The following is a 25,648-nucleotide window of genomic DNA, read 5'->3' as shown; positions in this document are numbered from 1 at the left end:
CTCCTGCCGTTCCGGTCATCACATTGGCGGGTACGCTAGTGAGCGTAACGTGACCGCGCAATGCGGGTTCCTTCGGGCAGGCGGATATCCGCGATCACATGTTCGGGTAGTTCGGCCCGTCGCCCCCCTGCGGCACCGTCCAGACGATGTTCTGGCTGGGATCCTTGATGTCGCAGGTCTTGCAGTGCACGCAGTTTTGAAAATTGATCACGAATTCGGGTCCGTCATCCTTTTCAACGACTTCGTAGACCCCCGCCGGGCAATATCGCTGCGCGGGCTCGGCAAAGACCGGCAGGTTGCGCGCGATCGGAACGCTTGGATCCCGGAGCTTGAGATGGCAGGGCTGGCTTTCCTCGTGGTTGGTCCCCGAGAAGCTGACATTGGTCAGCCGGTCGAAGCTCAGAACCCCGTCGGGCTTGGGATACGCAATCTCCACGTGATCCTTGGCCGGTTCGGTCGCCTCGGCATCCGACTTGCCATGCCCCATCGTGCCCAGAAGCGAAAAGCCCAGCGTGTTGGTCCACATGTCGAACCCGCCCAGCGCCATCGACGCGGTGAGCCCCCAGCGCGACCAGAGCGGTTTGACGTTGCGCACCTTCTTGAGATCGGCGCCGATCGCGCCTTCGCGCACCGCGGTGTCATAGCCGTCGAGCACGTCGCCGGCGCGGCCCGCGGCGATCGCCTCATGCGCGGCCTCGGCGGCGTGGATGCCCGACAGCATGGCGTTGTGGTTGCCCTTGATGCGCGGCACGTTGACCATGCCCGCCGAACAGCCCAGCAGCGCGCCGCCCGGAAAGGCGGTCTTCGGCAGCGACTGCCAGCCGCCCTCGGTGATCGCGCGGGCGCCGTAGGCCACGCGCTTGCCGCCCTTCAGAAGCTCGGCCACCACGGGGTGGTGCTTGAAGCGCTGGAATTCCTGGTAGGGGCGCAGATAGGGGTTCTTGTAGCCCAGATGCACCACGAAGCCGACATAGACCTGGTTGTTGTCGAGGTGGTAGATGAACGAGCCGCCGCCGGCGTTCTTATTCAGCGGCCAGCCCATGGTGTGCACCACGCGGCCCTCGGAATGCTTGGCCGGGTCGATCTCCCAGATCTCCTTCATGCCGAGCCCGTATTTCTGCGGCTCGCGGCCCTCGTCGAGCCCGAAGCGCTCGATCGCCTGCTTGGACAGCGAGCCGCGCACGCCTTCGCCGAGGAAGACGTATTTGCCCAGCAGCTCCATGCCCGGCTCGTAGCCCGGTCCCGGCGTGCCGTCGGGGTTGCGGCCGAATTCGCCCGCGACCACGCCCGCGACGCGGCCATCCTCGCCCCAGACGATCTCCGAACAGGCCATGCCCGGAAAGATCTCGACGCCCAGCTCCTCGGCCTTTTCGGCCATCCAGCGGCAGACATTGCCCATCGAGACGATGTAGTTGCCGTGGTTGTTCATCAGCGGCGGCATCACGGCGTTGGGGATGCGCACCGATCCGGCCTCGCCCAGCATCAGGAACTGGTCGTCCTTGACCGGCACGGTGATCGGCGCGCCCATCTCGCGCCAGTCGGGCAGCAGCCGGTCGAGCCCGCAGGGGTCGAGCACCGCGCCCGACAGGATATGGGCACCGACCTCGGAGCCCTTTTCCAGCACGACGACCGAAGTTTCGGGGTCGAGCTGCTTGAGCCGGATCGCCGCCGAGAGGCCCGCGGGCCCCGCGCCGACGATCACCACGTCGTATTCCATCGCCTCGCGCTCGGGGCGGGTTTCGGTCTGGCTGGTGGCGTCGGTCATGGTGGTGTCCCTGCTGGCTCTCCTGCTCCGCGCCAAGGCCTATCGCATGCGCCCGGCACGCACAATTGCGACCCCGCGCCATGCTGTGCGGGCGGCGATGCGGGCCGGGCGGGCTGCGTCGCCGGGCGGGTCGCCGCCGCCGCCGGGGCGCGGGCTTGACTTCGTCCCGCCCCGCGGGGTTAGAACGTCCGGTGTTGCACGGGCCCCGGACGGGGGAAAGGCTAGAGAGAATGGAAAAGATCCCGCTGACGCGCGCCGGTTTCGCCAAGATCGACGCGGAGCTGAAGCACCTGAAGACGGTCGAGCGCCCGGCGATCATCGCGGCGATCTCGGAGGCGCGCGCGCATGGCGACCTCTCGGAAAACGCCGAGTATCATTCGGCCAAGGAGAAGCAGAGCTTCATCGAGGGCCGGATCAAGGAGCTCGAAGGCGTGATCGGTCTCGCCGACGTGATCGACACCTCGAAGATGAAGGGCTCGATCAAGTTCGGCGCGACCGTGAAGCTGGTCGACGAGGACACCGACGAGGAGAAGACCTACCAGATCGTCGGCGAATACGAGGCCGACATCGAGGCGGGCCGTCTCAACATCAAGTCGCCGCTGGCGCGGTCGCTGATCGGCAAGGACGAGGGCGACAGCGTCGAGGTGCGCACGCCGGGCGGCGAGAAATCCTACGAGATCCTGAGCGTCAGCTATTCTTGAGGCCGCGGCAGCGGCCCGAAAGGGCGGTATGAGCGACGATCCTGAGGGCCACGAAGCCCGGCCCGAGCCCAGCCTTGCGACGGACAGCGCCGCCCCGTGGGAGCGGATGGGCCGTGCCGAGCGCATCGCGGCGGGCGCGAGCCTTGCCTGGGTGCTGCTGGCGGGCGGCGCCATGGCGATCGGCGGTCAGCCGCTGGTCGGGCCGGTGCTGGTGGTCGTGGTGCCCGTGGCGCTGCTCTGGATGGGGCTGTTCGCCAGCCATGCCTCGCGCACCGCGCGCGAGGAATCGCACCGGCTTCGGGCCGAGATCCAGACCCTGCAGCGCAGCCTGCGCACCCAGTCGCGCGGCGGGCTGTCGCCCGAGATCGACCGCCGCCTCGCCACCATCGAGCGCGCCGCGCGGCAGACCGAAACCGCGTTGGCGGGCTTTGGCGTCAGCCGCCCCGTGGAGCCCGACCCCGAACCCGAGCAGCCCGAAGAAGCGCCCGCCCCGCCGCCCGCCCCCGCGCTGGGCCGGGCCGAGATGGCGCGCGCGCTGAACTTTCCCGACAACGACCAGGATCTCGAGGGATTCGCGGCCCTGCGCGCGGCGCTGCGCGACACCCGCGCGCGCCAGCTGATCCAGGCCAGCCAGGACGTGCTGACGCTGCTGAGCCAGGACGGCATCTACATGGACGATCTCGCCCCGCCCGCCGTCCCGACGGAGGCATGGCGCGCGCTGGCTCGCGGCGAAAGGGGCGCCGTGCTGGCGCCGCTGTCGGAGGGGCTCGATGCCGACGGCTTTGCCGGGGTCGCGGCGGAGCGGATGGCGGCGGACACGATCTTCCGCGACACCGCGCAGCATTTCCTGCGGCTCTACGACCGGATGCTCGACGAGTATTGCGACGGGGCCGAGGACGAGGAGATCGCGCTTCTGGCCGAAACCCGCACCGGGCGGGCCTTTCGCCTGCTGGGCGCCGCGGCGGGCAATTTCGCCTGATCGGTCAGCCGAGCCTGCGAATCATCGTCGTCGCCGCGCGAAAGCCGAAGATCATCCTGAGCGGTCCCAGCGGGTGATGCTCCGCCGCCACGAAGCCGCGCCGTTCGTACAGCGCGCGGGCGCGCGGGTTCTCGTCGATCACCTCGAGCCGGATCTCGGCATGGCCGCGCATGCGGGCTTCCTGCGCCAGCGCCTCGATCAGCCGCGAGCCGACGCCGCGCCCGCGCGCCTCCGGCGCCACGAAGATCCCGTCGATCAGAAAGCGGCGGTTGTCCACATCGGTCTCCAGCAGCGCCAGAAGCCCCGCCCGCCACGTCGCCCCCACGCCGCCATAGGCGGCACGCATGCCGCGCAGCCCGCCCGAGACCAGCGCGCCATGCGCCGTCTTGAACCCCGCCACGCCCAGAAGCGTGCCGTCGGCCTCGCGCGCGCAAAGCGCATGGGCCGGATCGAGCGCCACCTCGATGAAGCGCAGCGCCCGGGGCCGCGGGCCCAGCACCCGGCCAAGCTTGGGGCCGAAGGCCTCCCAGTAAAGCGCCGCGATGCGCGGGCGCTCGGCCGCGGCGAAGCCCGGCGCGATCTTCACGCAGGGGCCTCGGGCCGCGGATCGGCGCGGGCGACATCCTCGGGCGTGTTGAGGTTGGCAAAGGGGTCCGGCGTGCCGCCGGGAAACGCCGCGCGCGCCGCCCCCTGCGACAATGCCCAGTCGCCGATGCGCCGCGCGCCTCCCGCGATGTCGGAGGCGAGCCGGTCGTGCAGCCGCACCGGCCAGAGCCCGCAGACCGGGTGCAGCCGCCCGCCGCATTCCGCCACGGCAAATCCGTCCGCTCCTTCGGCGGCCATGATCAGGCGCGGCACCAGGTCGCCCGGCAGCCACGGCGCATCGCAGGGCACGGTGAGCACCCATGCCGCGCCGCGCGCGCGCGCCCAGCCCATCGCCGCCAGCACCCCCGCCAGCGGGCCGGGATGGCCAGGCAGGGGGTCGGGGATGACATCGAGACCGAATCCCGAAAACCGGGTCGGGTCGCCATTGGCGTTGAGCGCCAGCGCCGGCACCTGCGGCGAGACGCGGTCGATGACATGTGCCAGAAGCGACCGGCCCCGCAATCGCACGAGCCCCTTGTCGCCGCCGCCCATGCGGCCCGACAGCCCCCCCGCGAGGATCACTCCCGGCGGCGCCTCGATCGGATGGTCCATCGTCTCGCTCCCGCGCCGTGTCGCCCTTGCTGCGCACATAGCGGCGATGGCGGGCGCAGGCCAGTGCCGGGGGGGCGGTTCAGCTTTCGAGCCGGCGCGCGACGGCGCGGCGGGCGTCGGTCAGGCTGTCGCTGTCGTTCTCGTTGTGCTCGGTGGTCACCACGCCGGGCAGGGCGCCGAAATCGGCCATCAGCTTGTGCGGAAACCAGGTCCGGTCGATGCCTTCGAAGCCGGGAAGCTGCGCCAGCAGCCCGGAGGTGACGCGCGTGCAATGCGCCTGCGCCACCGGCCCCGCCCCGAGCGCCAGCCGAAGCGCCCGCTCGGCGGTGGGGGCCGGCACCTCGACGACCTGCTCCACCGTCACGTAGGAGGCACGGGAATGGTAGGAGGCATAGGCGTCGACCGCCTGCGGATGCATCCCGAACAGCACGTCGTTGCGCTCGGGGATCGAGCCGTGGCCGAAGCTGCCCGCCGGGTCGAACAGCACCCGCTCGGAGGCGTTGATCAAGAGCGCGGAATGCGCGCCGTTGCCGGTGCCGAGATTGTTGACGGTGTAGAGCGTCAGCGCCGGCGGGCCGTCATGGCGGTAGCGCGCGCGGGCGACCGCCGCTTCCGGCGCCCAGACCGCCTCGCCGCTGCCGCACCCGGCAAGCGCCAGCGGCGCGGCCATGAGAAAGACGCGCCGCCGCATGGGTCAGGCGTTGACCAGCGCCAGCAGGATCAGGGCGACGATGATCGCGATGGTGCCGCGCGTCACCAGCTTCATGAAGCCGTCGAAGGTGCGTTCCTGGTCGGTGATGTCCATGCTGCCATGGACGTGGTTGTGCTGATCGTCGGCCATCTGGTGATCCTCGAAACTGGCGTATCGGGCCGTGAAGTAGACCGAATCCACCGGCTTGTCACGATGCCTCGGGCGCGGCATCGGGTCCCTGTGCCCCGCGGTCCTCTCCGGCGGGCTCTTTCTCCTTCGCTTGCCCGTCCCCGTCTTCATCCTCCAGCTCGCGCGCGAGCCGGAAGCCGATCCGTTCGGGCGGGGCCTCGGGGCGCGGGCGCGGCGCCGCGCGCAGCATCACCGATAGCTGGCTGACATGCTGGATCAGCTGGGTCTTCGCGCCCGACGGGTCGATGCCGTAGAAGGTGACGATGTCGGGGTCGAAATAGCCCATGCCCTGGATGCGCAGCACGCCCGAATGGCCGCCGGTCATCGCCATGGCGACCTCTTCGCCCGGCTCCAGCCCGTCTTCGAAGCGGGAAATGTAGTGGATCAGCCGCTCATAGGCCCAACGGGCCGGGCTCTTGCCTTCGGCGGGGCGGCGCAGCGCCGGAGGCAGGGTTTCGGGCGTGCAGGGCGCGGCGACATCGGCGCGCACCTCGTGCAGCCGGGGCAGCGCCTCGGCCTCCAGCGCCTCGGCGGCGGTGGCGATGATGTGGTCGGCCATGGCGGTCCCTCCTTGCGCGCGGGGTGCGCCGGGACAGGATGGTCCCGGCGCGCCGGGCGTCAAGCGGCGGCGGGCGAGTTGCATGGGGCCGCGGGACGCGTCATATACGGCCACGAGCAACCGCAGGGGCCTTTGCATGACCATCTACCTCGAATTCGAGAAGCCGCTCGCCGAGATCGAAGGCCAGGCCGAGGAGCTGCGCGCGCTGGCCAAGCGCAGCCCCGAGATGGATGTCGAGAAGGAGGCCGCCGCGCTCGACCGCAAGAGCCACGACATGCTGTCGCAGCTTTACGGCAGCCTGACGCCCTGGCGCAAATGCCAGGTCGCGCGCCATCCCGAGCGGCCGCATTGCAAGGATTACATCGAGCGGCTCTTCACCGAGTACACGCCGCTCGCCGGCGACCGCAACTTCGCCGACGACCACGCCGTGATGGGCGGTCTCGCGCGTCTCAATGGCCGCCCGGTGGTGGTGATCGGCCACGAGAAGGGCAACGACACCAAGAGCCGCATCGAGCGCAATTTCGGCATGGCCCGCCCCGAGGGCTACCGCAAGGCGATCCGGCTGATGGATCTGGCGCATCGCTTCGGCCTGCCCGTCGTCACCCTCGTCGACACGCCCGGCGCCTATCCGGGCAAGGGCGCGGAGGAGCGCGGCCAGTCCGAGGCGATCGCGCGTTCGACCGAGAAGTGCCTGCAGATCGAAGTGCCGCTGGTCTCGGTGATCATCGGCGAGGGCGGCTCGGGCGGGGCCGTGGCCTTTGCCACCGCCAACCGCGTCGCGATGCTGGAGCATTCGATCTACTCGGTGATCTCGCCCGAGGGCTGCGCCTCGATCCTGTGGAAGGACGCCGAGAAGATGCGCGAGGCCGCCGAGGCGCTGCGCCTGACGGCGCAGGAGCTCAAGGAGCTGGGCGTGTGCGACCGGATCGTGGCGGAGCCGCTGGGCGGCGCGCATCGCGATTCGGAGGCCGCGATCGACGCGGTGGGTCGCGAGATCGAGAAGATGCTCGGCGAGCTGGAGGGCATGGACGGTCAGGCTGTGCGCGCCGACCGCCGCAAGAAATATCTCGATCTCGGCTCGAAGGGGCTGGCCGCCTGAGCGCGGCCCCCTTCACCTCACCATTCCGAAAATACGCATGGCGCGACGGCGACGCCGGGCGCTACCACATGGTGGTCTTCGCGCGTCCCGGCCATTCGGCATCGAATGCCGCGCCGTCGAACCCGGCCTTCGCCTCCTCGATCAGCGTGCCGAGGCCGGGCAGGTCCCCGCTCTCGTCGCCGCGGCTCCACAGCCCCGAGCGCATCAGCGCCTTGGCGCATTGCGGATAGGCCTCGGCCAGTGTCACCACGATTACCGATCTGGGATGCCGTCCCTCATGGGCGAAGCGCCCCGTCAGTTCGGGATCGTCGCTGATCACGGCGCGGCCGTTGACCCGCATCACGATGGTCGACCCCGCCACCATGAACATCAGGCTCACTCGCCCGTCGCGGACGATGTTGCGCAGCGAATCCATCCGGTTGTTGCCGCGCCAGTCGGGCATCAGCAGGGTGCGCGGATCGGCGATCTCGACCACCGGGCCGTCATCGCCGCGCGGGCTGGCATCGGTGCCCTCGGGGCCGACCGTGGACAGCACGCAGAACCGCGCGGCGCCGATCCAGCGCGCCTGAGCGGGCGTCAGCCGGTCGGTCACCTTGTCGAGCGCCGCGCCCGCGGGCTTGCGCTCGTAGAGCCGCTCCAGCGCCTCGATCGTCTCGATCCGGCGCATCAGCGCGGTCCCACGGCGATCGGGAACCCGGCCTCGGCCAGCAGCCTGTCGGAGCGCGTCTCGATCTCCTGCTCCAGCCGCGCCATGAAATCGGGCGCGGCGAGCCCCGCCGGGATCTCGGGCAGGAATTCGACGATGGCGGTGCCGGGGCGACGCAGCACGCCGCGCTTGGGCCAGAACACGCCGACATTGCAGGCCACCGGCACGCAGGGCTGGCCCAGCTCGCGGTAGAGCGCGGCGGTGCCCATCTTGTAGGGCGCGGCGACGCCGGGTGCGACGCGCGTGCCCTGCGGATAGATGATCAGCTGGCCGGGATCGGCGCGCCCCGCGCGCACATCGGCCATCATCTGCTTGATGGCGGCGCCGCGCTTGCCGCGATCGACCGGCACGCAGCCCAGCCGGAGCGCGATCTGGCCGAGGATCGGCGCGTAGACCAGCTCCTTTTTCATGATGAACCGGCCACGCGGCACGGCGCCGTAGATCAGGATGATGTCGAGAAAGCTCTGATGCTTGGCCGCGATCATCACCTCGCCCTCGGGCGGCGTGCCGCGCACCTCGCAGCGCAGCCCCAGAAGCACCCGCGCCAGCCATGTCACGAAACGGCACCAGCGATGCGCCGCGGCCACCGCGCCGTCGCGATGGGCGATGGTCCATGGCAGGTAGGCCAGCCCGATCGGCAGCATCGCGGCATAGATCGTCACGCTGAAGACGAGGCTGCGCAACCAGCGCCACGCATGGGCCAGCCCGCTCACGACTGCCGCTCCAGCATGCGCCGCGCGGCGCCGCGGGTCGCGGCAAAGGCCACGGCGGCGGCGAGCGGCGGGATCAGCGGCAGCCAGAGCCAGTCGCCGCCCGAAAAGCCGATCCCGGTGAGCACGCCGCGCGCCTCGTCGGACCCGCCCGGCAACAGCGCCACAAGCACCGCGCCCGCCAGCGTGCCCGCCGCCGCCCCGGTCAGCGCCCGCAGCGTGAAACGGCGCACGAAGGCGCGGGCGATATAGGCGTCGCGCGCCCCCACTAGCCGCAGCACCCGGATCACCTGCGCGTTGGCCGAGAGCGCCGATTGCGCCGCCAGCGTGATCATCGCCGCCGTCGAGGCGCCGATCAGCACGATCGCCAGCGCGCCCAAGCCGCGCAGCCGCCCGGCGGCGGCCACCAGCGGTTCGCGCCAGCGGGTATGGTCGTCGAGCACCGCGCCGGGCACCTCGGCCTGCAGCCGGGCGCGCAGGCCGGTGGCGTCGATGCCGCGCCCTTCTTCGGTGATCTCGATCAGCTTGGGGACCGGCAGCGTGCCGAGCGGCAGGTCCGGTCCGAACCATGGTGTCAGCAAGGCCTGTTCCTCTTCCTGGGTGAGCGCGCGGGCCGTGGCGACGCCGGGCGTGGTGCGCAGCACCTCCAGCGCCGCGGCGGTCTGCGCGTCCATCTGTTCGGCGGGGGCCGAGATGCGCAGGGTCGCGGTCTGCGCCAGATCGTCCGACCAGCGCGTGGCGAGCCGCCCCGCCGCCAGCGACAGCGACAGCGCGAACACCGTGAGCAGCGCCATGGCGGCGGCGGTGAACAGCGTCAGCCGCGCGGTGAAGCCGGTGGGCGGCACGGAGCGGTCGGCCTGCGCGTCACCGGCGAGCAGCGCCAGAGCGGTGCGGATGGCGGGTCTCACAATTCGGCCCCCGCGGCGATCAGCTGCCGGTCCTTGAGCCGAAGCGTGCGCACCGCGACCTGCGCCTTGGCCGAGCGGATCAGGTTCATGTCATGCGTGGCCACCAGCACCGCCTTGCCCATGCGGTTCAGCTCCACCAGCAGCGCCAGAAGCCGCTGCGACATGTCCCAGTCGATATTGCCGGTGGGCTCGTCGGCGATGATCACTTCGGGCGACATGATCACCGCGCGGGCGAGCGCCGCACGCTGCCGTTCGCCGCCCGACAGTTCGGGCGGGCGGCGGTCGGCGTGGCGCGACAGCCCGACCCATGCCAGAAGATCCGGCAGATAGGCCTCGGCCTCGTGATGGCGGCCCGCCACCGTGAGCGGCAGCGCCACGTTGTCGCGCAAGGGCAGGTGGTCGAGAAACTGGCAATCCTGGTGCACCACGCCGATCCGGCGGCGGTTGAGCGCGAGCCCGTCGCGCGCCATGCCGGTGGTCGCCTCGTCCCACAGCGCCACCTCGCCGGAGGTCGGCACGAGATCGCCGTAGCACAGCTTCAGCAGCGTCGTCTTGCCGGCGCCGGAGGGGCCGGTCAGGAAGTGGAACGACCCCGGCGCGAGCGACAGCGACAGGCCGGAGAACAGCTCTCCTCCGCCGTAACTATAGGCCACGTCCCGAAGTTCGATCACCTGCCGATCACCCGCTGTGTTGGTCGTTCCCCTCTTCTGCCCGACCGGGGCCGTGGTTGCAATTGCAGCGCTGCATCAGCCGGGTCCGCGTGTGATGCCCGTTCTTGGCGCGCCGTCGCGGGACCGCTAGGCTGGCCCGGCAGTGGCCCTGACCGGGCGCGAGGGGATGAGACGGATGCGATTGACCTGCCCGAATTGCGGGGCGCAATACGAGGTTGCGCGCGATGCGGTGCCCGCCGCGGGGCGCGACGTGCAGTGCTCGAATTGCAGCCTCACCTGGCTCGCCTGGCCCGCGCCCGAGACCATGGCCGAAGAGACCGACAGGCCGGCCGCGCCGCGCAGCACGATCACCCCCGAGATCGCCGAGATCCTGCGCGCCGAGGCCGAGCGCGAGGCCGCCGCCCGCCGCCGGTCCGGCCCGGTCGGGCCGCAGGGCGGCACGGCAGCGGGGACGGCCGTTGCAGAAAGCGCCGGGGACGCCCCGCCCGCGCTGCCGCCAGAGACGCCGGAACGGGAAGGCGGCTCTCCTTCCATCGACGGCCGCGACACCGGGCGGGCGGAACGGGAGGAGAGTTTCGAGCCGGACGCGGCCCCGGCGCGCAGCGAAGCCGAGGCGCTCGCCCATGGGGGCGAGGCGGAGGAACCGGCTCCGCAGGCCGATGACTTCCCCGCGCCCGAGGCCAAACCGCGAGAGGCCGGCCCCGCCGGTGCGGACCCTCGCGAAGACGAGGTGTCCACTCTTGCCATGCGCCCCGATCCCGGTGCGCCCGAGGTCGATGAGGTCGATGAGGTCGATGAGGTCGATGAGGTCGATGAGGTCGATGAGGTCGATGAGGTCGATGAGGCCGGAGCCCCGGAGGCCCGCGATCCGGCCCCGCCTGCCGCCGGCAGCGCGCCGTGGGCGGCGGAGCAGGGCGAGGATCGCGAATGGGCCAGCGCAGAGGAGCCGGATGATCGCTCCGTGATGTTCGCACCGGAAGACGATGATCCCGAGGAGGACCCGTTCCGCGACGATGTCGCAGGGGATGGGGCGGATGACTGGGACGCCGCCGCCGCGCCGCAAGAGGCGGCGGCGTCTCGCGCGGGGAGGGCGGCGGACGGGCGCGATTTCGATGCGCTGGACGAGATCGACGATCTCGAGGAGGAAAGCGACCGCGACCCGTTTCGCACCGGCATGCAGGATTTGTCCGGCGACGCGCAGGACGACGCTCCCGAGGCGCAGGACGAGAGCGCGGCCTTCGGACCGGACGCGGCTTTCGATCCCGGCGCCGACGAGCGGGGGCGGGCCGGGAGGGAGCCGCGCGCACCGGTCCATGCAGAGGCAGACGCGGACCCTTTCCCTTCCGGCGACGAGGATGAGGATGGGCGGCTCTTCGCGGCGCAAGAGGACGATCCCGATGCGGATCCGTTTCACCGGCAACCGACGCTGGATCACGCGCCGCGCGCCTTTGCCGCCGAACGCGATGGCGAGGATATGGATGACGCGCGCGATGCCCCTGCGACCGGCGCCCACATGGATGACGCCGCTGCGCCCGGACCCGTCCCGTCCCATGCGCAGGACGCGGCCCTTGCCGCCCACGATACGCCGCAAGAGCCGCAGGACGATCCCTTCGTCTATGCGCCCGGCCACGATGCCGCGGGGGCGCCGACCGAGGATGCCCGCGCCAAGCAGCGGCAGGACGAGGCCTGGAGGGGCGCGACGGAGGATGAGGACTGGACCGACCCGCACGAGGATTGGGCCGACACGCATGCCGCCGCGCGGGAACGGGCGACGCTCGCCGCCGCGTCGACCGGGGCGGTGACCCGGCGCGATCTCTTGCCGGATATCGAGGAGATCAATTCCAGCCTGCGCAATGCGCCGCTGCGTGGCCAGCCGGGCAGGGCGGTCGAGAGCTCCGACAGCCGGAGGGGGCGGGGCTTTCGGCTCGGCTTTGGCGTGGCGCTGCTGTTCGCGGCGGTGCTGGCGCTGGTCTATTCACATGCCGCGCGCCTCGGCGCGATGCTGCCGCCGCTGGCGCCCCTGCTCGACAGCTATGCGGCAATGATCGACGGGCTGAGGGTCGGGCTCGACGGCTGGCTGCGCCGCCTGCTCGACGCGCTGGGCTAGGCGCGCCGCCCGGGATCAGAACAGGTCAAGCAGCCGTTCGAGGTAGTCGCGCTCGGCGCGGGGCCGCTCGCGCTCCGCGGCCCGGCGGCGGATTTCGCCCAGCAGCTCCTCGGCGCGGCGCGCCGGGTCGGTGCCGTCGAGCATCGTCTCGTCGCTGCCCGAGCCGCCCCGCTCGGCCGGTGTCGCGGCCCAGCGGGTCGCGCTGGCCCGCCCCGGCGCCGCGCCGGTCGCCATCGCCGGGTCGGTCGGTCTCTTCCGCCTCGCCGCGCGCCAGCGCTTCGCCCAGTTCGCGCGCCGCCCCGCGCAGCGCCTCGGTCGGCCTCGGCCTGCCGGTCGATGGCGCCCGCGAGGTCGTCGCGCCGAAGCGCCTCTTCGGCACCATCCATGGCGCGGCCCGCCCGGTCGAGCGCCTCGGCCGCCCGCTCCGCCGCCTCGCCGTCGAGCCGGGGCAGGGCGCCGCGCTGGCGGTCCAGCTCTTCGCGCAGCGCCCGCTGGCGATCCGCGAGGCTGCGTTCGTCGCCGGGCGATGGCGGCGCCGTGCCGTCGGGCTGGCCTTGCCCCTGACTCTGACCCTGGCCCTGACCCTGCCGTTGTCCCGGATCGCGGCCATTGAAGCGGTCCTGCAGGTCGCGGAACGCCTCGTCCGAGAGATCCTGCTGATCGCGCAGCGAATCCTGAAGGTCCTGCATCGATTGCTGGCCCGGCGTGCGCGGGCCGCTGCCGCCTTCGCCCTGCGCCACCTGCAAATTCTCCATCATGCGGTTGAGCTGCTCCATCAGCTCGGCGGCCTCGGCCATGCGGCCCTCTTCCATCAGCTCCTGGATCCGGTCCATCAGCGCCTGAAGCTCGTCCGGCGTGACCTGCATGCTCTCGCCGCCGCCGGTCTGCGGTTCGTCTATTCCGCTTTCGCCCGGTTCGGCGTTCTCGGCCAGCATGCGCAGGTAGTCGTCGGTCGCGGCGCGCAGCTCGTCCATCAGCTCGGCGATCTCGTCGGGGCTGGCGCCGTCGCGCATCGCCTGCGCCAGCCGCTCCTGCGCCCGGCGCAGCCGCTCGCGCGCATCCGCGAGCGTGCCATCCTCGAGCTGCACGGCGAGATCCCACAGCGCCTTGGCGATTTCTTCCTGCGCGGCCTGCGACAGCCCGCCGGGGGCGCGGCGCAGCGTGTCGAGACGGCGCAGCGCCACGCGCAGGCGCAGATAGGTGGTCTGGTTCGGAAACACCTCCTGCGGCCGGTGCGAGACGGCGCGCAGCAGGTCGACCACGCGGGCCGCGTTGTCGCGGCTCCACAGCAGGTCGCGGCGCTGCTCGGCCACGACGCGGGCCATCGGCTGGAAGAAACGGCGGCCGGGCAGGGTGGTCGGATAGGGCTCGGCGGCGCCGCTCTGACCGGCGGCGTCGGTCACTTCAAGCGTGATCCGCACCGGCATGTTGGCGAAGGGGTGCTCAGAGAACTCGCCCGCGAGGATCTCCTCGATCTCGGCGCGGTCGCCGGTGAAGGGCACCGGCAGATCGACCGTGAGCGCCGGGCGCGGATCGGGATCGGTGGCAAGACCATGCTGCCGTTCCACCGCCTGGGTGTCGCGCGCGATGGTGGCGGTGCCGGAGACGACGCCGTGATCGTCAATGGCGCGGAAAGGCAGGGCCATCTGCCCCGGCCCGGTGGTGTCCATCGGGCCCGAGACCGACACTTGCGGGGCCATGTCCGGGATCACCTCGACCTGCCACGCGGCGCCGCCCGGCCCGTCGATCTCGATCCGCCCGTCGCGCGTCACCTCGAAGCTCTGCCGCGGCTCGGAGGCGGCGGGCAGCTCGCCGGTGCGGCCCGACACGGTCTCGGCCAGCGTCAGTGCCCCGACCTCGCCGTAAAGCCGCACGGTGATGGTGCTGCCGACCGGCACCGAAAGCGGGCCGGGCGGCTGGTCGGCGAGGTAGAGCACCGGCGCCCCGGTATGGGCGGGCGGCTCGATCCAGCCTTCCCAGACCGGGCCCTGCGCCAGCGCCGTGCCGCCGCCGGGCGCAAGGCCCGTGACGCTGCCCAGCCGCCAGACCGAGCCGAACATCAGCGCCGTCAGCAGCAACAGCAAGGCGATATAGCGCAGCCCGAACGGGTCGCGGGCGGCGAGCCGCAGGTTCGGCCGGGCCGGCGGGGCGTTTTCGCTGCGCGCCCGCATCCGCGCCTGATGCGCGGCCCAGAGCGCCTCGGAGCCCATGTCGCCGCGCCCCGTCGCCTGCGCGTCGCGCAGCGCCGAGACCGGGCGGCCCGGCAGGCTGCGATCAAGCCGGTCGAGCGCGTCCGCGCGCGACGGCCAGCGAAACCGCCACAGCCCCCAGCCCAGCCCCGCGACCGCGCCGAGGATCGCCAGCACCGCCCAGCCCCAGAACGCCTCGACCGGCAGCCGGTCCTGCCAGCCCGCGATCAGCGGCGCGAGGGCCAGCGCGACCACGCACCACAGCGGCCAGAAGGCGCGCAGCACGCGTTCGGCGATCATCCCGGCGCGGGTCAGCGCGACGGGGCGTTTCAGGTGCGACAGGGGATCGCGGGTCTCGGTCAGGGTGCCGGTGCTCCGTGTGCTCCGTGCGGCGGGGTGTGGCGCGGTGGGGCCGTCTCCATCATAGCCATTCGGGGATGCTATCGCGCGCGATCATTTCCTCATAGCTGGGCCTGCGGCGGATAACCGCGAATTGATCGCCGCTGACAAGCACTTCGGGCACCAGAGGCCGGGCGTTGTACTCGCTCGCCATCACCGCGCCATACGCCCCGGCCGAGCGGAAGGCGACGAAATCGCCCTCGGCCACGGGCGGCAGTTCGCGTTCCCGCGCGAAGGTGTCGCCGGTCTCGCAGACCGGGCCGACGATGTCCCACGGCTTCGTCTCGACGCCGGCCTCGGGCTCGGCCACCGGGATGATGTCGTGATGGGCGTCATACATGGAGGGGCGCACGAGATCGTTCATCGCGGCGTCGAGGATCAGGAAATCGCGGCCCTCGCCGGATTTGGCATAGGTGACGCGGCTGACCAGAAGGCCCGCATTGCCCGCCACGAGCCGGCCCGGCTCGATCTCGATCTCGCAGCCCAGATGCCCGACCGTGCGCCGGATCAGCGCGCCGTAATCGAAGGGCAGCGGCGGCGCCTCGTTGATCCGCTCATAGGGGATGCCAAGCCCGCCGCCGAGATCGAGTCGACGGATGTCGTGGCCGTCGGCGCGCAGGCTTTCGGTCAGCTCGGCCACCTTGGTGAAGGCCGCCTCGAAGGGCGCAAGCTCGGTCAGCTGGCTGCCGATATGCACGTCGACGCCGATCACCTCGATGCCGGGCAGCTTGGCGGCCATGGCATAGACGTCGCGGGCGCGGGCGATCGGGATGCCGAACTTGTTCTCGGATTTGCCGGTGGCGATCTTGGCGTGGGTCTTGGCGTCCACGTCCGGGTTGACGCGGATGGTGATCGGCGCGGCCTTGCCAAGGCTGCTCGCCACATCGGAGAGCGCGTGCAGCTCGGGCTCGCTTTCGACGTTGAATTGGCGGATGCCGCCTTCGAGCGCCATGCGCATCTCTTCGCGGGTCTTGCCGACGCCGGAAAACACGATCCGCTCGCCGGGCACGCCGGCGGCGCGGGCGCGGGCGTATTCGCCGCCCGACACGATATCCATGCCGGCCCCGGCTTCGCCCAGCAGCTTGAGCACCGCGACATTGCCGAGCGATTTCACCGCGAAGCACACCAGATGCGGCAGCCCGTCGAGCGCGTCCTCGAACAGCTTCAGGTGCCGCAGCAGGGTCGCGGCGGAATAGACATAGACCGGCGTGCCGGTCTCGGCGACGATCTCGGAGATGGCGACGTCCTCGGCCATGAGCTGGCCGCCGCGATAGAGGAAGTGGTCCAAGGTCTCGCTCCGCTGATAGGTCCGCGCCGCGTCTTAGCAGATCGCGGCGCGATCCCAAGCCCCGCGTTGTCGCAGGATCAACCGAGCGGGCGGGTGCGCAGAAACAGAAACAGCGGCAACCCGCAGCCGACGCCGATCAGCAAGGTCGCCGGGATCGCCGCCAGCGCCTCCCAGTTGCGGCGCACGCGCACCTCGGAGATCACCCAGACCGTCAGCGCCACGGCGGCGATGGTGGCGTCCCACATCAGCCCGGTGGTGGCCGGGTTGGCGCGCCACGCGGCAAAGAGACCGTCCCACGAATAGCCGTTCTGCGCGAACCACGCGATGAACCAGCGCGCCGGGTGCAGCGCGCCCCAGACCGCCAGCGCCAGCCAGACCCATCTCACTGCGCGGTCCCGAGCCGTCGGCCGGTGTCGGTTTCGCCGTAAGTCAAGCGCGCGTCGGGCGCCTGCGGCGCGCCGCCCGCGCCGCAGCCTGCCAGAAACACGAGAGCCAGCAGCGCCAGCCTCACTTCAGCGCGTCCCGCCAGCGCGCGATCTGCGCGCGCACATTGTCGGGGGCGGTGCCACCATAGGCGGTGCGCGAGGCGACCGAATTCTCGACCGTCAGCACGCCGAACACGTCCTCGGTGATGCCGTCATGCACGGCCTTCATGTCGTCGAGCGTCAGGTCGGGCAGGTCGCAGCCCTTTTCCTCGGCCCGCGCCACCAGCGACCCGGTGACGTGATGCGCGTCGCGGAACGGCAGGCCGAGCGCGCGCACCAGCCAGTCGGCAAGATCGGTCGCGGTGGAAAAACCCGAAGCCGCGGCGGCGCGCAGATTGTCGGGCTGGGCGGTCATGTCGGCCACCATGCCGGTCATCGCGGCCAGGCTCAGCATCAGGTTGTCGGCGGCATCGAAAACCTGCTCCTTGTCCTCCTGCATGTCCTTGCCATAGGCGAGCGGCAGGCCCTTCATCACCGTGAGCAGCGCGACGTTGGCGCCAAGGATCCTGCCGATCTTGGCGCGGATCAGCTCGGCGGCGTCGGGGTTGCGCTTTTGCGGCATGATCGAGGAGCCGGTCGACCAGCGGTCCGACATGGCCACGAAGCGGAACTGCGCCGAGGACCAGATCACCAGCTCCTCGGACAGCCGCGACAGGTGCATCGCGCAGATCGTCGCCGCCGACAGGAATTCGAGCGCGAAATCGCGGTCCGACACGGCGTCGAGGCTGTTGGCCATCGGCCGGTCGAAGCCGAGCGCCTGCGCCGTCGCCTCGCGGTCGATCGGGAAGGATGTGCCCGCGAGTGCTGCGGCGCCGAGCGGGCTTTCGTTCATCAGCTTGCGCGCATTGGCGAAACGCGCGCGATCGCGGGCGAACATCTCGACATAGGCCATCATGTGATGGCCCCATGTGACGGGCTGCGCGGTCTGCAGGTGGGTGAAGCCCGGCATGACCCAGTCGGCGCCCGCCTCGGCTTGGCCCAGAAGCGCCTCGATCAACGCCTTGAGCGCCGCGTCGGTGGCGTCGCACTGGTCGCGCACCCACAGCCGCAAATCGGTCGCGACCTGGTCGTTGCGCGAACGGCCCGTGTGCAGCCGGCCCGCGGGCTCGCCGATCAGCTGCTTGAGCCGGGCCTCCACGTTCATGTGGATGTCTTCCAGCGCGGTGGAGAATTCGAACGTGCCGCCTTCGATCTCTGACAAGACCGTGAGAAGGCCTTTTCTGATCTCTTCCGCGTCTTTAGCGTCGATGATGCCCTGCGCCGCCAGCATCGCGGCATGGGCGCGGGAGCCTTCGATGTCCTGTGGCGCGAGGCGCCGGTCGTAGCCGATCGAGGCGTTGATCGCCTCCATGATCGCATCCGGCCCGGCGGCGAAACGGCCGCCCCACATCGCGTTGGAGCTCTCGGTCATCTTTTGGTCCTTGAAGGAAATCACATGCGCAGCGTCGTTCTCATCGGTCTTTACATGGCGGCAACCGGCCTTGCAAACGCCGCCCCCGCCGAGCTGGAGGCGCTGCGCGAAGGCGACATGCGCAAGCTCGCCATCCATGCCGAGCCGCAGCGCGGCTCGGACGTCGCTTTCGAAAGCGAGGCGGGCGGCGAGATCACGCTCGCGCAATACGAGGGCAAGCCGGTTCTGGTGAATTTCTGGGCGACGTGGTGCGCGCCCTGCCGGGTCGAAATGCCCCAGCTCGCGGCGCTGCAGGGCGAATATGGCGGCGAGGATTTCGAGGTCGTCACCATCGCCACGGGGCGCAACGATCCGGCGGGGATGGAGCGGTTCCTCGCGGAGATCGGCGCCGAGAGCCTGCCGCGCCACAAGGACCCGCGCCAGGCTCTGGCGCGCGATCTGGGCGTGCTGGGCCTGCCGGTGACGCTGATCCTCGATGCCGAAGGCCAGGAGATCGGGCGGCTGCAGGGCGAGGCGGACTGGTCGTCGGACAGCGCGCGCGCCATCGTCGAGGCGCTGATCGCCGACGCGCGGGACGGCTGAAGCGACGGGATTTGCGTATTTGAAGAACAAAGTGGCCATCGCGCGCGCCATGGCCACTTTGTTCCGAAAATACGCAGGACGACCGGGCGGGGCCGGGCGACCGCTCGAAGGTCGGTCAGGCGGTGCCGGAGGTCGGCGACAGGCTCAGCGGATCGATGCCGAGCCCCTTGAGCGCCGCCGACCATTTGTGCTCGTTGGCCCGTCCGAAGACGACGGCGTGCTGCGCCTCGCCGATCAGCCAGCCATTCTGCGCCAGCTCGCTTTCGAGCTGGCCCGGCCCCCAGCCCGCATAGCCGAGCGCCAGCAGCGAGGATTTCGGCCCGCGCCCATGCGCGATTTCCTCGAGCACGTCGAGCGTCGCGGTCATCGCCGTGCCCTCGTCGACCTGCAGCGTGCCCTGGTCCGAGGTGTAGTCGGTGGTGTGCAGCACGAAGCCACGGCTTTCCTCGACCGGGCCGCCGACATGCACGCGGATGTCGCGGATGCCCGGGTCGGCGGTGATCTCGAGCTGCTCCAGCAGGTCGGAGAACCGGACCTCGGTCGCGGGCTTGTTGACGATCAGCCCCATCGCGCCTTCTTCGGAATGGGCGCAGACGAAGATCACGGCGTGATCGAAACGCGGATCGCCCATGCCGGGCATCGCGATGAGGAGCTTGCCGCTCAGGTCGGGGTTCATGGCTTCCATCTCTCAAGAATGTGTCGCGCGGCGCGCACGATCAAGGGGGCGGGTGCGGCTCTCTCGCGCCGACGTGACTTTCCTTCCGCCCGCGGCGGGGTCATCACTACGGCCATGATGTGCCGATCGCCCCTTGCCCCGCTCGCCCTGCTTGCCGTTCTTGCCCTGCCGGGGGCGGCGATGGCGGGGCCTGTCGACGATATCGTGCGGCTCGACCTGCTGCCGGGCTGGCGCGCGGCGGACGGCACGCAGATGGCGGGGTTCCGGGTCACGCTCGCGCCGGGATGGAAGACCTATTGGCGCGCGCCGGGCGATGCGGGCATCCCGCCGCAGGTCGACTGGACCGGCTCCGACAACGTCGCCGGGGCGGCGTTCCGCTGGCCGGTGCCGGAGGTGTTCGAGGTCGGCGGCTACGAGACCTATGGCTATTCCGAGCAGGTGGTGCTGCCGGTCGCGGTGATGCCGGCGCAGCACGGCGCGCCGGTGCGGGTCGAAGGACGGCTGGAGATCGGCGTGTGCCGTGATGTCTGCGTGCCGGTCTCGCTCGATTTCGCGGCCGATCTGCCGCAGCAGGACGGGCGCGACCCGGCTCTGGCGCTGGCGCTGGCGAACCGGGCGCAGACCCCCGCCGAGGCCGGGGTGGAGGGCGCGCGCTGCGCCGTGTCGCCGACGGAGGGCGGGGTCGCGCTCACCGCCGCGCTGCCGCTCGTCGACGGCACGCAGGCCGTGGTGGTCGAAACCGGCGACCCGGCGCTCTGGGCCGCGCCGGTGACGCTGCGCCGCGAGGGCGACAAGCTGCTGGCGAGCACCCGGATCTCGCATGTCGCGAAAGGGCCGGTGGCGCTTGATCGATCGGCGCTGGTGCTGACGATGATCGGCGATGGCGAAGCGGTCGAGTTCAGAGGCTGCGCCCCGGCCTAGATCCGGCCCGGGTCACTTGCGCCGCAGATGCTCGTCGAGCCGCGGCAGGATTTCCACGAAATTGCAGGGCCGGTGGCGGTAGTCGAGCTGCTTCACGAGGATCTCGTCCCAGGCATCGCGGCAGGCGGAGGGCGAGCCGGGCAAGGCGAAGAGATAGGTGCCCTGCGCCACGCCGCCGGTGGCGCGGCTTTGCACCGCGCTGGTGCCGATCTTGTTCATCGAGACGATGGTGAACACCGTGCCGAAGGCGTCGATCTCCTTTTCATAGACGTCGCGATGCGCCTCGACCGTCACGTCGCGGCCCGTGAGCCCGGTGCCCCCGGTCGAGATCACCACGTCGATCTGCGGATCGGCGCACCAGCCCCGGAGCCGCTCCGCGATGGCCGCGCGGTCGTCGCGCAGGATGTCGCGCGCGGCGAGGACATGCCCCGCCGCCTCGATCCGGTCGGCCAGCGTGTCGCCGGAGCGGTCGTCCGCGGCATCGCGGCTGTCGCTCACGGTCAGCACGGCGATGCGCACGGGAAGGAAGTCACGGTCCATGGTCAGGCTTTCTGCAAGAGGGCGAGGCGCAGCGCGAGGCCCGCGAAGATCGTGGCTGAGACGCGGCCCAGCCAGCGGTTGAAGGTGGCCGATCCCGCCAGCCGGCGCCCGACGCCGCCCGCGAAGACGCCGACCGCGCCGTTGACCAAGAGCCCGCCAAGGCTCAGCACCGCGCCGAGCGCGAGAAACTGCGGCAGCACCGGGCGCGCGGGATCGGTGAATTGCGGCAGGAAGGCCAGCACGAACAGGATTACCTTGGGATTGGTGAGGTTGACGACGAGACCCTGCCGGAAGGCGCGGGCGGGCCGCACCGCCGGGATGTCGCCCGCCGCCGTGCCGCCGCGCAGCGCCGTGATGGCGAGCCACGACAGATAGGCCACGCCGAGCCAGCGGATCGCGTCGAACAGCCATGGCATCGCGGCGACGGCGGCGCCGAGCCCGAGCCCGGCCAGCATCACGTGACCCATGATCGCCAGCGCGATGCCCGCATCGGCGGCGAGCGCCGCGCGCGGCCCGCCGCGCAGGCCTTGGCCAAGGCAGAACATCATGTCCGCGCCGGGCGTGAGGTTGAGCGCCAGCGCCGCGGGCGCGAAGGCGAGCAGGACGAGCGGGTCGATCATGCCCCATCCTCCAGCCGCGCCCGGAGCGCCAGCAGGTCGGCCCAGGCCTCGCGCTTGGCGGCGGGGGTGGCCATCAGATGCGCGGGCGAAAAGATCGGCAGGGCGGGGCGGCCCAGCAGCTTGTCCCAGCGGCCCGCGCAGCCGGTGCAGCCCGCCGCCCTTCATCAGCGCCGAACAGGCGACCGAGCCCATCACCACCAGAATGTCGGGATCGGCCAGTTCGACATGCCGGTCGAGAAAGGGCCGCATCATGGCGAGATCCTTGGGGTCGGGGGCGCGGTCGCCGGGCATGCGCCATGGCAGAACGGGGGCCATGTAGACCGAACGCTCCGCGTCGGGGGTGTCGGTGGACAGCCCGATCGCCGCGAGCATCCGCTCCAGCAGGACGGCCGCGCCGCCGGCCACCGGCGTCCCGGCCCGGTCCTCCTCGCGGCGCGGCGGATCGAGCAGCAGCATGACCCGCGCGCCGGGGCGTCCGCCCGAAAAGACGAAGCTGCGCGCGCCCCGCCCCAGATCGCAATGCTCGAAACGCTCCATCGCGACGGCGAGGCTGTCGAGATCCGCCGCCGCCTCGGCGGCGGCGCGGGCGACCGCGACCGGGTCGGGCTCTTCGAGCCGCACCGGAGCGGGGGCGGCCGCGGCGCCCGGCGCCGGCGTCATGGCCGGGCGGGCATCGGTGAGCGTGTAGCGGTCGAGGCCCGCGTCGAGCATCGCCTCGTCCGCGCCCATCTCGATCTGCCAGTCGAGCAGCGCGCGCGCGCGCCAGTAATCCAGTGCCGATTCCATGCGCCGCAGGCTATGCCGGATCGCACCGGGATGGCAGGGGGCGATTGGGGATGAAAGGCGCGCCGCCCCCTTTCACCATTCCCCAAATACGCATTGCGCCCGGCCCGCCACCGGCGCGCCGGTGCGGGCTACGGGGGCGGGATCAGCCGACGTTATGACGCTCGATCCAGCCGCGCAGCTCCTCGGCCTCGTGGCGCGATTCGCGCAAGGCCTCCATCGCGGCGCGCAGCTCGGCTTCGGATTGCTTGAGCTGGCCGGTCAGCTCGGCCTCGCGCTCCTCGGCATAGGAGATCGCCTGGTCGCGGGTTTCCTCCGCCTCGTGCAGCGCCTGCGCCATGCGGTCCAGCTCGCCGATATCGGCGCGGGTGACACGGGTGAAGCGGTTCACCAGCCAGCTGGCGAACCAGCCCAGCGCGAAGGCGGCAAAGAGGATGACCGCCGTGGCGATGATGAACTCGGTTCTGTTCACGTCCCTGTCCTTACTCGTCGTCCTCCGAGGGCCGGGCCCTCGGGCCCGTTCCGGGCTTGTCCATTGCTTGCGGCGCGTCGGCGTCGATTTCCGTCGCCTCTTCGGCCTCGCCTTGCGCGTCCTCTCCGGTTCCGGCGCTCTGTTCGGCGCTGTCGGCCTGCGCCCCCGTGAGCCGGAACTCGATCCGGCGGTTGGCCTCGCGGCCCGCGCTGGTGCCGTTATCGGCGATCGGGTCGGCCTCGCCATAGCCGACGGGGGTGAAGCCCGCCACCGGCACGCGGCTGCGGCGCAGCGCCTCGACCACCGCGTCGGCGCGCTTCTGGCTCAGATCGAGGTTCATCTCGTCGCGGCCCTGGCTGTCGGTATAGCCCGCCACCTCGATCTCCAGCTCCGGGCAGCGGCGCACGATCTCGGCGATGTCGTCGACCACGGGGCGCGCCTCGGCGGTGATCGAGGCCGAGCCGGGATCGAAGGTGATCTTGGTGTCGGCGGTGACATAGGCGATCTGGCGCAGGCATTCCTCGGGGGTCGGCAGGCCCGCGATCGGGTCGAGCGATTCCTCGTAGGTCACGTCGATGTCGAAGCTGGCGCCCTGGCCGAGTTTGTCGGCCATCAGGCGGGCGATGTCGGCGCTGGCGCTCTTGTGGCCGGTCAGGCCTTCGATCGCGACGTCGTCCGGGCCAACGGTGAGCTGCCCCTCGGACAAAAGCGACAGCCCTTCGAGCCCGGCCAGCACCCGCATCGACCAGTTGCCCGGCAGCCCCTCCGTCACCCGCGTCGCCATGGTGACGTCGCTGCCGAAGCGGGCGCGGGCGAAGGTTTCGACCGTGGTGCCGGCGAGCGGATCGGGCAGGCGGCCCGACAGCCGCACGCCGCCTTCTTCGGAGAGCCGGGCGATGAATTCGGGCGCGCCTTCGGGGCGGGCCTCGGGCGCTTCGGGCAGCACCGCTTCGAGCGCGAAGAAATCCGGCAGGTCGTTCTCGAGCCGCCCGACCGCGCGGCCGAAGGCTTCGGCATCGCTGCCCTGCGCGGCGACCAGCGAGACGTCGGCATCCGAGAAGGTGATGCTGCCGCGCCCGATCTCGGCCAGCGCCGCGATGCCGCGCGCCACCGCCTCGCCCCATTGGCCGGTCGGCACGCCGAGACCGAGCGTGCAGTCGAGATCGCCCTCGGCGCCCGCCTCCGCGGCGGCGGCGGTGATGGCGCTCTGCGCCTCGGGCGTGTCGGCCGAGCAGGCGTCGAAACGCGCACCCGCGCCGTCGATGACGAAGCGGGCGGTAAAGGGGGTGATGACCGGGCGCGGCGCGCTGACGCGCATCGTGAGCCGCACCGTGTCGGGCTTGAGCCGGGTCAGCGTGGATTCCAGCGCGCGCTGCGCCTCGGGGCTGTCCGAGATCGCCTCGATGCGGACCCGGCCGGGCCGCACCGAGAGCTTGGAATGCGGCAGGGTTTCGAGCGCGCGGGTCGCGTAGCGCAGCGCCGCGGACCAGTGATCGGGGACCGGGTGGTCGGCCATGTCGAGCAAATCGGTCACCGGCAGCCCGTCGGCGGCGTCCTCCAGCCGGGCGATCAGCGCGTCGCGGTCGGTGCCCGCCGGGATCAGCCCGATCAGCGACACGCCGCTGTCGTTGCGCAGGATCTCGATCGCGAAATCGGGCGGCGGCGGCAGCTCGGCCTCGACCACCCGCATGTTGTCGATCACCCGGCTGGCATCGACGATGCCGCCCGCCACCGACATGGCGCGAAAGCGCATCGCCTCGGTCGGGGCCGCGCCTTCGAGGATCACCTGCAGCCCGTCGGCCTGCACTTCGGCCCAGTCATGGCCCTGCGCGGCGAGCGCGGCGCGGACCTCGGTGAGCGAGACGTCCTCGACCACGGCGACGGCGGTGCGCGCGGCGATGACCGAGGCGCCGCCGGCGACGGCGAAGGCGGCGAGAGCGGCGGCGAAGGGCGGAAGGCGCATCCTGGGGTCCGGGGCTGTTGCGACCTGCGCCTTCTAGGGCGCGGGGGGCTTGGGATCAATCACAGCGCCAGCGCGGCGGCGGAAAACAGCACGGGCAGAAGCCCCGCATCGCGGTTGGAGCGGAACAGCCGCAACAGCCCGGCATCGTCCGCGGGATCGAAACGCGACAGCTGCCACGCCATGTGCCAGCCGATCGCCCATGGCCCGCCAAGGGCCACGACCAGCGACAGCACCGAGCGGTCGCGCGCCGCCAGCAGCACCGCGATCCCCATCAGCAGCACCGTGGCGACGAGAAAACCGCGCAGCCATGTCCTGGAGCGGTCGCCGAACAGCCGCGCGGTCGATTTCACGCCGATCAGCGCGTCGTCCTCGGCGTCCTGATGGGCATAGATCGTGTCGTAGAACAGCGTCCATGCGATGCCCGCGAGATAAAGCACCAGCGGCGCCCATGACAGCGACCCCGCCAGCGCCGCCCAGGCCAGGAGCGCACCCCAGTTGAAGGCCAGCCCGAGGAACACCTGCGGCCACCACGTGAACCGCTTGGCAAAGGGATAGATCGCCACCGGCAGCAGTGACAGCACGCCGAGCCAGATCGCGGCCCAGTCGAAAGTGAGCAGGATCACCAGCGAAACCAGCGATTGCGCCGCCATCCAGATCAGCGCCTGCACCACCCGCACCTGCCCCGACGGGATCGGCCGCGAGCGGGTGCGCGCCACCGAGCCGTCGATATGCCGGTCGGTCACGTCGTTCCAGGTGCAGCCCGCGCCGCGCATCAGGAACGCGCCAAGCGCGCAGCCGATGGCGATCCATGCGCCGGTGAGGCCGAAGCCGTCGGTCGAAAGCGCCGCCAGAAGCAGCCCCCACCAGCAGGGCAGCAGCAACAACCACGTGCCGATCGGCCGGTCGGCCCGGCTCAGCCGCAGATAAGGGCGCGCGGGGCGGGGCGCGTAGCGGTCCACCCAGTTGCCCGCCACCGCGTCGGCGACGCCTTCGTCTTCCGCCTCTGGCATCCGCTTCGCCGCTTTCATATGGTCCGC

The 25,648-nt window shown here is 71.2% G+C and carries 26 protein-coding genes and 2 pseudogenes; 6 read left to right on the top strand and 22 right to left on the bottom strand.

Annotated features, from left to right (window positions below; all coding sequences use genetic code 11):
* Positions 1 to 94: 94 nt before the first annotated feature.
* The gene (locus tag LOKHON_RS10350; RefSeq protein ID WP_017929585.1) at positions 95 to 1,765 is read right to left on the bottom strand and encodes an electron transfer flavoprotein-ubiquinone oxidoreductase; all 1,671 of its coding nucleotides are present in this window, start codon (positions 1,763 to 1,765) and stop codon (positions 95 to 97) included.
* Between the two features lie 230 nt (positions 1,766 to 1,995).
* Here LOKHON_RS10350 and greA point away from each other — a divergent pair, with 230 nt between their 5' ends.
* Both greA and LOKHON_RS10340 read left to right on the top strand, forming a co-directional pair.
* Positions 1,996 to 2,466, top strand: coding sequence for a transcription elongation factor GreA (gene greA, locus LOKHON_RS10345; protein WP_017929584.1), 471 nt, complete (start codon positions 1,996 to 1,998; stop codon positions 2,464 to 2,466).
* A gap of 28 nt (positions 2,467 to 2,494) precedes the next feature.
* Positions 2,495 to 3,445, top strand: a complete 951-nt coding sequence (locus LOKHON_RS10340; RefSeq protein WP_026147610.1) for a hypothetical protein — start codon at positions 2,495 to 2,497, stop codon at positions 3,443 to 3,445.
* A 4-nt stretch (positions 3,446 to 3,449) separates the two neighbouring features.
* Here LOKHON_RS10340 and LOKHON_RS10335 read toward each other — a convergent pair whose 3' ends face one another.
* The 5 genes from LOKHON_RS10335 to LOKHON_RS10315 form a co-directional block, all read right to left on the bottom strand.
* Positions 3,450 to 4,031: a GNAT family N-acetyltransferase gene (locus LOKHON_RS10335; protein ID WP_017929582.1), complete on the bottom strand. Its 582-nt coding sequence runs from the start codon at positions 4,029 to 4,031 to the stop codon at positions 3,450 to 3,452.
* Positions 4,028 to 4,642, bottom strand: coding sequence for a molybdenum cofactor guanylyltransferase MobA (mobA, locus tag LOKHON_RS10330; protein ID WP_017929581.1), 615 nt, complete (start codon positions 4,640 to 4,642; stop codon positions 4,028 to 4,030). The genes LOKHON_RS10335 and mobA overlap by 4 nt, the downstream gene beginning before the upstream one ends.
* 79 nt (positions 4,643 to 4,721) lie before the next feature.
* A complete protein-coding gene (locus LOKHON_RS10325) occupies positions 4,722 to 5,333 on the bottom strand; it encodes a hypothetical protein (RefSeq protein WP_017929580.1) in 612 nt (203 codons plus the stop codon).
* 3 nt (positions 5,334 to 5,336) lie between these two features.
* Positions 5,337 to 5,534 (bottom strand): aa3-type cytochrome c oxidase subunit IV, encoded by a 198-nt coding sequence (locus tag LOKHON_RS10320; RefSeq protein WP_425412389.1) that lies wholly within the window; start codon positions 5,532 to 5,534, stop codon positions 5,337 to 5,339.
* 7 nt (positions 5,535 to 5,541) lie between these two features.
* Positions 5,542 to 6,081: a hypothetical protein gene (locus tag LOKHON_RS10315; RefSeq protein ID WP_017929578.1), complete on the bottom strand. Its 540-nt coding sequence runs from the start codon at positions 6,079 to 6,081 to the stop codon at positions 5,542 to 5,544.
* Between the two features lie 136 nt (positions 6,082 to 6,217).
* Here LOKHON_RS10315 and LOKHON_RS10310 point away from each other — a divergent pair, with 136 nt between their 5' ends.
* Positions 6,218 to 7,180, top strand: coding sequence for an acetyl-CoA carboxylase carboxyltransferase subunit alpha (locus LOKHON_RS10310; protein WP_017929577.1), 963 nt, complete (start codon positions 6,218 to 6,220; stop codon positions 7,178 to 7,180).
* Between the two features lie 61 nt (positions 7,181 to 7,241).
* Here the strand turns inward: LOKHON_RS10310 and LOKHON_RS10305 are convergent, their stop codons facing one another.
* From LOKHON_RS10305 to LOKHON_RS10290, 4 genes are read right to left on the bottom strand one after another with little or no spacing between them, the layout of a single operon-like run.
* Positions 7,242 to 7,847 carry a pyridoxamine 5'-phosphate oxidase family protein gene (locus LOKHON_RS10305; RefSeq protein ID WP_017929576.1) on the bottom strand — a complete coding sequence of 202 codons (606 nt, stop codon included), beginning with the start codon at positions 7,845 to 7,847 and terminating at the stop codon, positions 7,242 to 7,244.
* On the bottom strand, positions 7,847 to 8,599 hold the full coding sequence (locus tag LOKHON_RS10300) for a lysophospholipid acyltransferase family protein (protein ID WP_017929575.1): 753 nt from the start codon (positions 8,597 to 8,599) through the stop codon (positions 7,847 to 7,849). The genes LOKHON_RS10305 and LOKHON_RS10300 overlap by 1 nt, the downstream gene beginning before the upstream one ends.
* Positions 8,596 to 9,504: a cell division protein FtsX gene (locus tag LOKHON_RS10295; protein ID WP_017929574.1), complete on the bottom strand. Its 909-nt coding sequence runs from the start codon at positions 9,502 to 9,504 to the stop codon at positions 8,596 to 8,598. The genes LOKHON_RS10300 and LOKHON_RS10295 overlap by 4 nt, the downstream gene beginning before the upstream one ends.
* Complete coding sequence (locus LOKHON_RS10290; protein WP_017929573.1) at positions 9,501 to 10,175, bottom strand: cell division ATP-binding protein FtsE; 675 nt, start codon at positions 10,173 to 10,175, stop codon at positions 9,501 to 9,503. Before LOKHON_RS10290 ends, LOKHON_RS10295 begins: the two co-directional genes overlap by 4 nt.
* A 175-nt stretch (positions 10,176 to 10,350) precedes the next feature.
* Between LOKHON_RS10290 and LOKHON_RS16345 the strand changes: the two genes are divergently transcribed.
* Complete coding sequence (locus LOKHON_RS16345) at positions 10,351 to 12,282, top strand: zinc-ribbon domain-containing protein (protein ID WP_017929572.1); 1,932 nt, start codon at positions 10,351 to 10,353, stop codon at positions 12,280 to 12,282.
* Between the two features lie 15 nt (positions 12,283 to 12,297).
* Here LOKHON_RS16345 and LOKHON_RS16640 read toward each other — a convergent pair whose 3' ends face one another.
* From LOKHON_RS16640 to argH, 5 genes and pseudogenes are all read right to left on the bottom strand, one after another.
* The gene (locus tag LOKHON_RS16640) at positions 12,298 to 12,426 is read right to left on the bottom strand and encodes a DUF4175 family protein (RefSeq protein WP_342670100.1); all 129 of its coding nucleotides are present in this window, start codon (positions 12,424 to 12,426) and stop codon (positions 12,298 to 12,300) included.
* A 188-nt stretch (positions 12,427 to 12,614) separates the two neighbouring features.
* Positions 12,615 to 14,771, bottom strand: a pseudogene (locus LOKHON_RS10280) (DUF4175 domain-containing protein); the annotation flags it as partial.
* A 121-nt stretch (positions 14,772 to 14,892) separates the two neighbouring features.
* Positions 14,893 to 16,158 (bottom strand): diaminopimelate decarboxylase, encoded by a 1,266-nt coding sequence (lysA, locus tag LOKHON_RS10275; RefSeq protein ID WP_017929570.1) that lies wholly within the window; start codon positions 16,156 to 16,158, stop codon positions 14,893 to 14,895.
* Positions 16,159 to 16,235: 77 nt separating this feature from the next.
* Positions 16,236 to 16,544, bottom strand: a complete 309-nt coding sequence (locus LOKHON_RS10270; RefSeq protein ID WP_017929569.1) for a DUF2834 domain-containing protein — start codon at positions 16,542 to 16,544, stop codon at positions 16,236 to 16,238.
* Positions 16,545 to 16,665: 121 nt separating this feature from the next.
* Positions 16,666 to 18,054, bottom strand: coding sequence for an argininosuccinate lyase (argH, locus tag LOKHON_RS10265; RefSeq protein WP_026147606.1), 1,389 nt, complete (start codon positions 18,052 to 18,054; stop codon positions 16,666 to 16,668).
* Between the two features lie 24 nt (positions 18,055 to 18,078).
* Here argH and LOKHON_RS10260 point away from each other — a divergent pair, with 24 nt between their 5' ends.
* The gene (locus tag LOKHON_RS10260) at positions 18,079 to 18,636 is read left to right on the top strand and encodes a TlpA family protein disulfide reductase (protein WP_017929566.1); all 558 of its coding nucleotides are present in this window, start codon (positions 18,079 to 18,081) and stop codon (positions 18,634 to 18,636) included.
* A gap of 115 nt (positions 18,637 to 18,751) precedes the next feature.
* On the opposite strand, the gene LOKHON_RS10255 is transcribed toward LOKHON_RS10260, so the two are convergent.
* Complete coding sequence (locus tag LOKHON_RS10255) at positions 18,752 to 19,321, bottom strand: YqgE/AlgH family protein (protein ID WP_026147605.1); 570 nt, start codon at positions 19,319 to 19,321, stop codon at positions 18,752 to 18,754.
* A gap of 108 nt (positions 19,322 to 19,429) precedes the next feature.
* On the opposite strand from LOKHON_RS10255, the gene LOKHON_RS10250 reads away from it, so the two are divergent.
* Positions 19,430 to 20,233 carry a protein-disulfide reductase DsbD domain-containing protein gene (locus LOKHON_RS10250; protein WP_026147604.1) on the top strand — a complete coding sequence of 268 codons (804 nt, stop codon included), beginning with the start codon at positions 19,430 to 19,432 and terminating at the stop codon, positions 20,231 to 20,233.
* Between the two features lie 12 nt (positions 20,234 to 20,245).
* Here LOKHON_RS10250 and moaB read toward each other — a convergent pair whose 3' ends face one another.
* The 6 genes and pseudogenes from moaB to ubiA form a co-directional block, all read right to left on the bottom strand.
* A complete protein-coding gene (moaB, locus tag LOKHON_RS10245) occupies positions 20,246 to 20,773 on the bottom strand; it encodes a molybdenum cofactor biosynthesis protein B (RefSeq protein WP_017929563.1) in 528 nt (175 codons plus the stop codon).
* 2 nt (positions 20,774 to 20,775) lie between these two features.
* On the bottom strand, positions 20,776 to 21,393 hold the full coding sequence (locus LOKHON_RS10240) for a LysE family translocator (RefSeq protein WP_017929562.1): 618 nt from the start codon (positions 21,391 to 21,393) through the stop codon (positions 20,776 to 20,778).
* Positions 21,390 to 22,179, bottom strand: a pseudogene (locus LOKHON_RS15690) (uracil-DNA glycosylase). The gene LOKHON_RS10240 and the pseudogene LOKHON_RS15690 overlap by 4 nt, the downstream one beginning before the upstream one ends.
* A gap of 142 nt (positions 22,180 to 22,321) precedes the next feature.
* Positions 22,322 to 22,648, bottom strand: a complete 327-nt coding sequence (locus LOKHON_RS10235) for a hypothetical protein (RefSeq protein WP_017929560.1) — start codon at positions 22,646 to 22,648, stop codon at positions 22,322 to 22,324.
* 10 nt (positions 22,649 to 22,658) lie between these two features.
* Positions 22,659 to 24,611, bottom strand: a complete 1,953-nt coding sequence (locus LOKHON_RS10230) for an OmpA family protein (RefSeq protein WP_017929559.1) — start codon at positions 24,609 to 24,611, stop codon at positions 22,659 to 22,661.
* 59 nt (positions 24,612 to 24,670) lie between these two features.
* Complete coding sequence (ubiA, locus tag LOKHON_RS10225; protein ID WP_017929558.1) at positions 24,671 to 25,639, bottom strand: 4-hydroxybenzoate octaprenyltransferase; 969 nt, start codon at positions 25,637 to 25,639, stop codon at positions 24,671 to 24,673.
* Positions 25,640 to 25,648: the final 9 nt, after the last annotated feature.

This window comes from Limimaricola hongkongensis DSM 17492 (genome assembly GCF_000600975.2).
GTDB lineage: Bacteria > Pseudomonadota > Alphaproteobacteria > Rhodobacterales > Rhodobacteraceae > Limimaricola > Limimaricola hongkongensis.
The sequence above is the reverse complement of the archived record's forward strand: the minus strand, read 5'-3'. Positions and strand labels throughout refer to the sequence as shown.

Excerpts from the sequence above, each read along its gene's own strand:
- LOKHON_RS10250 (WP_026147604.1), top strand. The coding sequence starts at position 19,430 with ATGTGCCGATCGCCCCTTGCCCCGCTCGCCCTGCTTGCCGTTCTTGCC.
- LOKHON_RS10340 (WP_026147610.1), top strand. The coding sequence starts at position 2,495 with ATGAGCGACGATCCTGAGGGCCACGAAGCCCGGCCCGAGCCCAGCCTT.
- mobA (WP_017929581.1), bottom strand. The coding sequence starts at position 4,642 with ATGGACCATCCGATCGAGGCGCCGCCGGGAGTGATCCTCGCGGGGGGG.
- argH (WP_026147606.1), bottom strand. The coding sequence starts at position 18,054 with ATGACCGAGAGCTCCAACGCGATGTGGGGCGGCCGTTTCGCCGCCGGG.
- LOKHON_RS10315 (WP_017929578.1), bottom strand. The coding sequence starts at position 6,081 with ATGGCCGACCACATCATCGCCACCGCCGCCGAGGCGCTGGAGGCCGAG.
- LOKHON_RS10255 (WP_026147605.1), bottom strand. The coding sequence starts at position 19,321 with ATGGAAGCCATGAACCCCGACCTGAGCGGCAAGCTCCTCATCGCGATG.
- moaB (WP_017929563.1), bottom strand. The coding sequence starts at position 20,773 with ATGGACCGTGACTTCCTTCCCGTGCGCATCGCCGTGCTGACCGTGAGC.
- LOKHON_RS10310 (WP_017929577.1), top strand. The coding sequence starts at position 6,218 with ATGACCATCTACCTCGAATTCGAGAAGCCGCTCGCCGAGATCGAAGGC.
- LOKHON_RS10325 (WP_017929580.1), bottom strand. The coding sequence starts at position 5,333 with ATGCGGCGGCGCGTCTTTCTCATGGCCGCGCCGCTGGCGCTTGCCGGG.
- LOKHON_RS10350 (WP_017929585.1), bottom strand. The coding sequence starts at position 1,765 with ATGACCGACGCCACCAGCCAGACCGAAACCCGCCCCGAGCGCGAGGCG.
- LOKHON_RS10240 (WP_017929562.1), bottom strand. The coding sequence starts at position 21,393 with ATGATCGACCCGCTCGTCCTGCTCGCCTTCGCGCCCGCGGCGCTGGCG.
- LOKHON_RS16345 (WP_017929572.1), top strand. The coding sequence starts at position 10,351 with ATGCGATTGACCTGCCCGAATTGCGGGGCGCAATACGAGGTTGCGCGC.
- LOKHON_RS10230 (WP_017929559.1), bottom strand. The coding sequence starts at position 24,611 with ATGCGCCTTCCGCCCTTCGCCGCCGCTCTCGCCGCCTTCGCCGTCGCC.
- greA (WP_017929584.1), top strand. The coding sequence starts at position 1,996 with ATGGAAAAGATCCCGCTGACGCGCGCCGGTTTCGCCAAGATCGACGCG.
- LOKHON_RS10260 (WP_017929566.1), top strand. The coding sequence starts at position 18,079 with ATGCGCAGCGTCGTTCTCATCGGTCTTTACATGGCGGCAACCGGCCTT.
- ubiA (WP_017929558.1), bottom strand. The coding sequence starts at position 25,639 with ATGAAAGCGGCGAAGCGGATGCCAGAGGCGGAAGACGAAGGCGTCGCC.
- LOKHON_RS16640 (WP_342670100.1), bottom strand. The coding sequence starts at position 12,426 with ATGCTCGACGGCACCGACCCGGCGCGCCGCGCCGAGGAGCTGCTGGGC.
- LOKHON_RS10305 (WP_017929576.1), bottom strand. The coding sequence starts at position 7,847 with ATGCGCCGGATCGAGACGATCGAGGCGCTGGAGCGGCTCTACGAGCGC.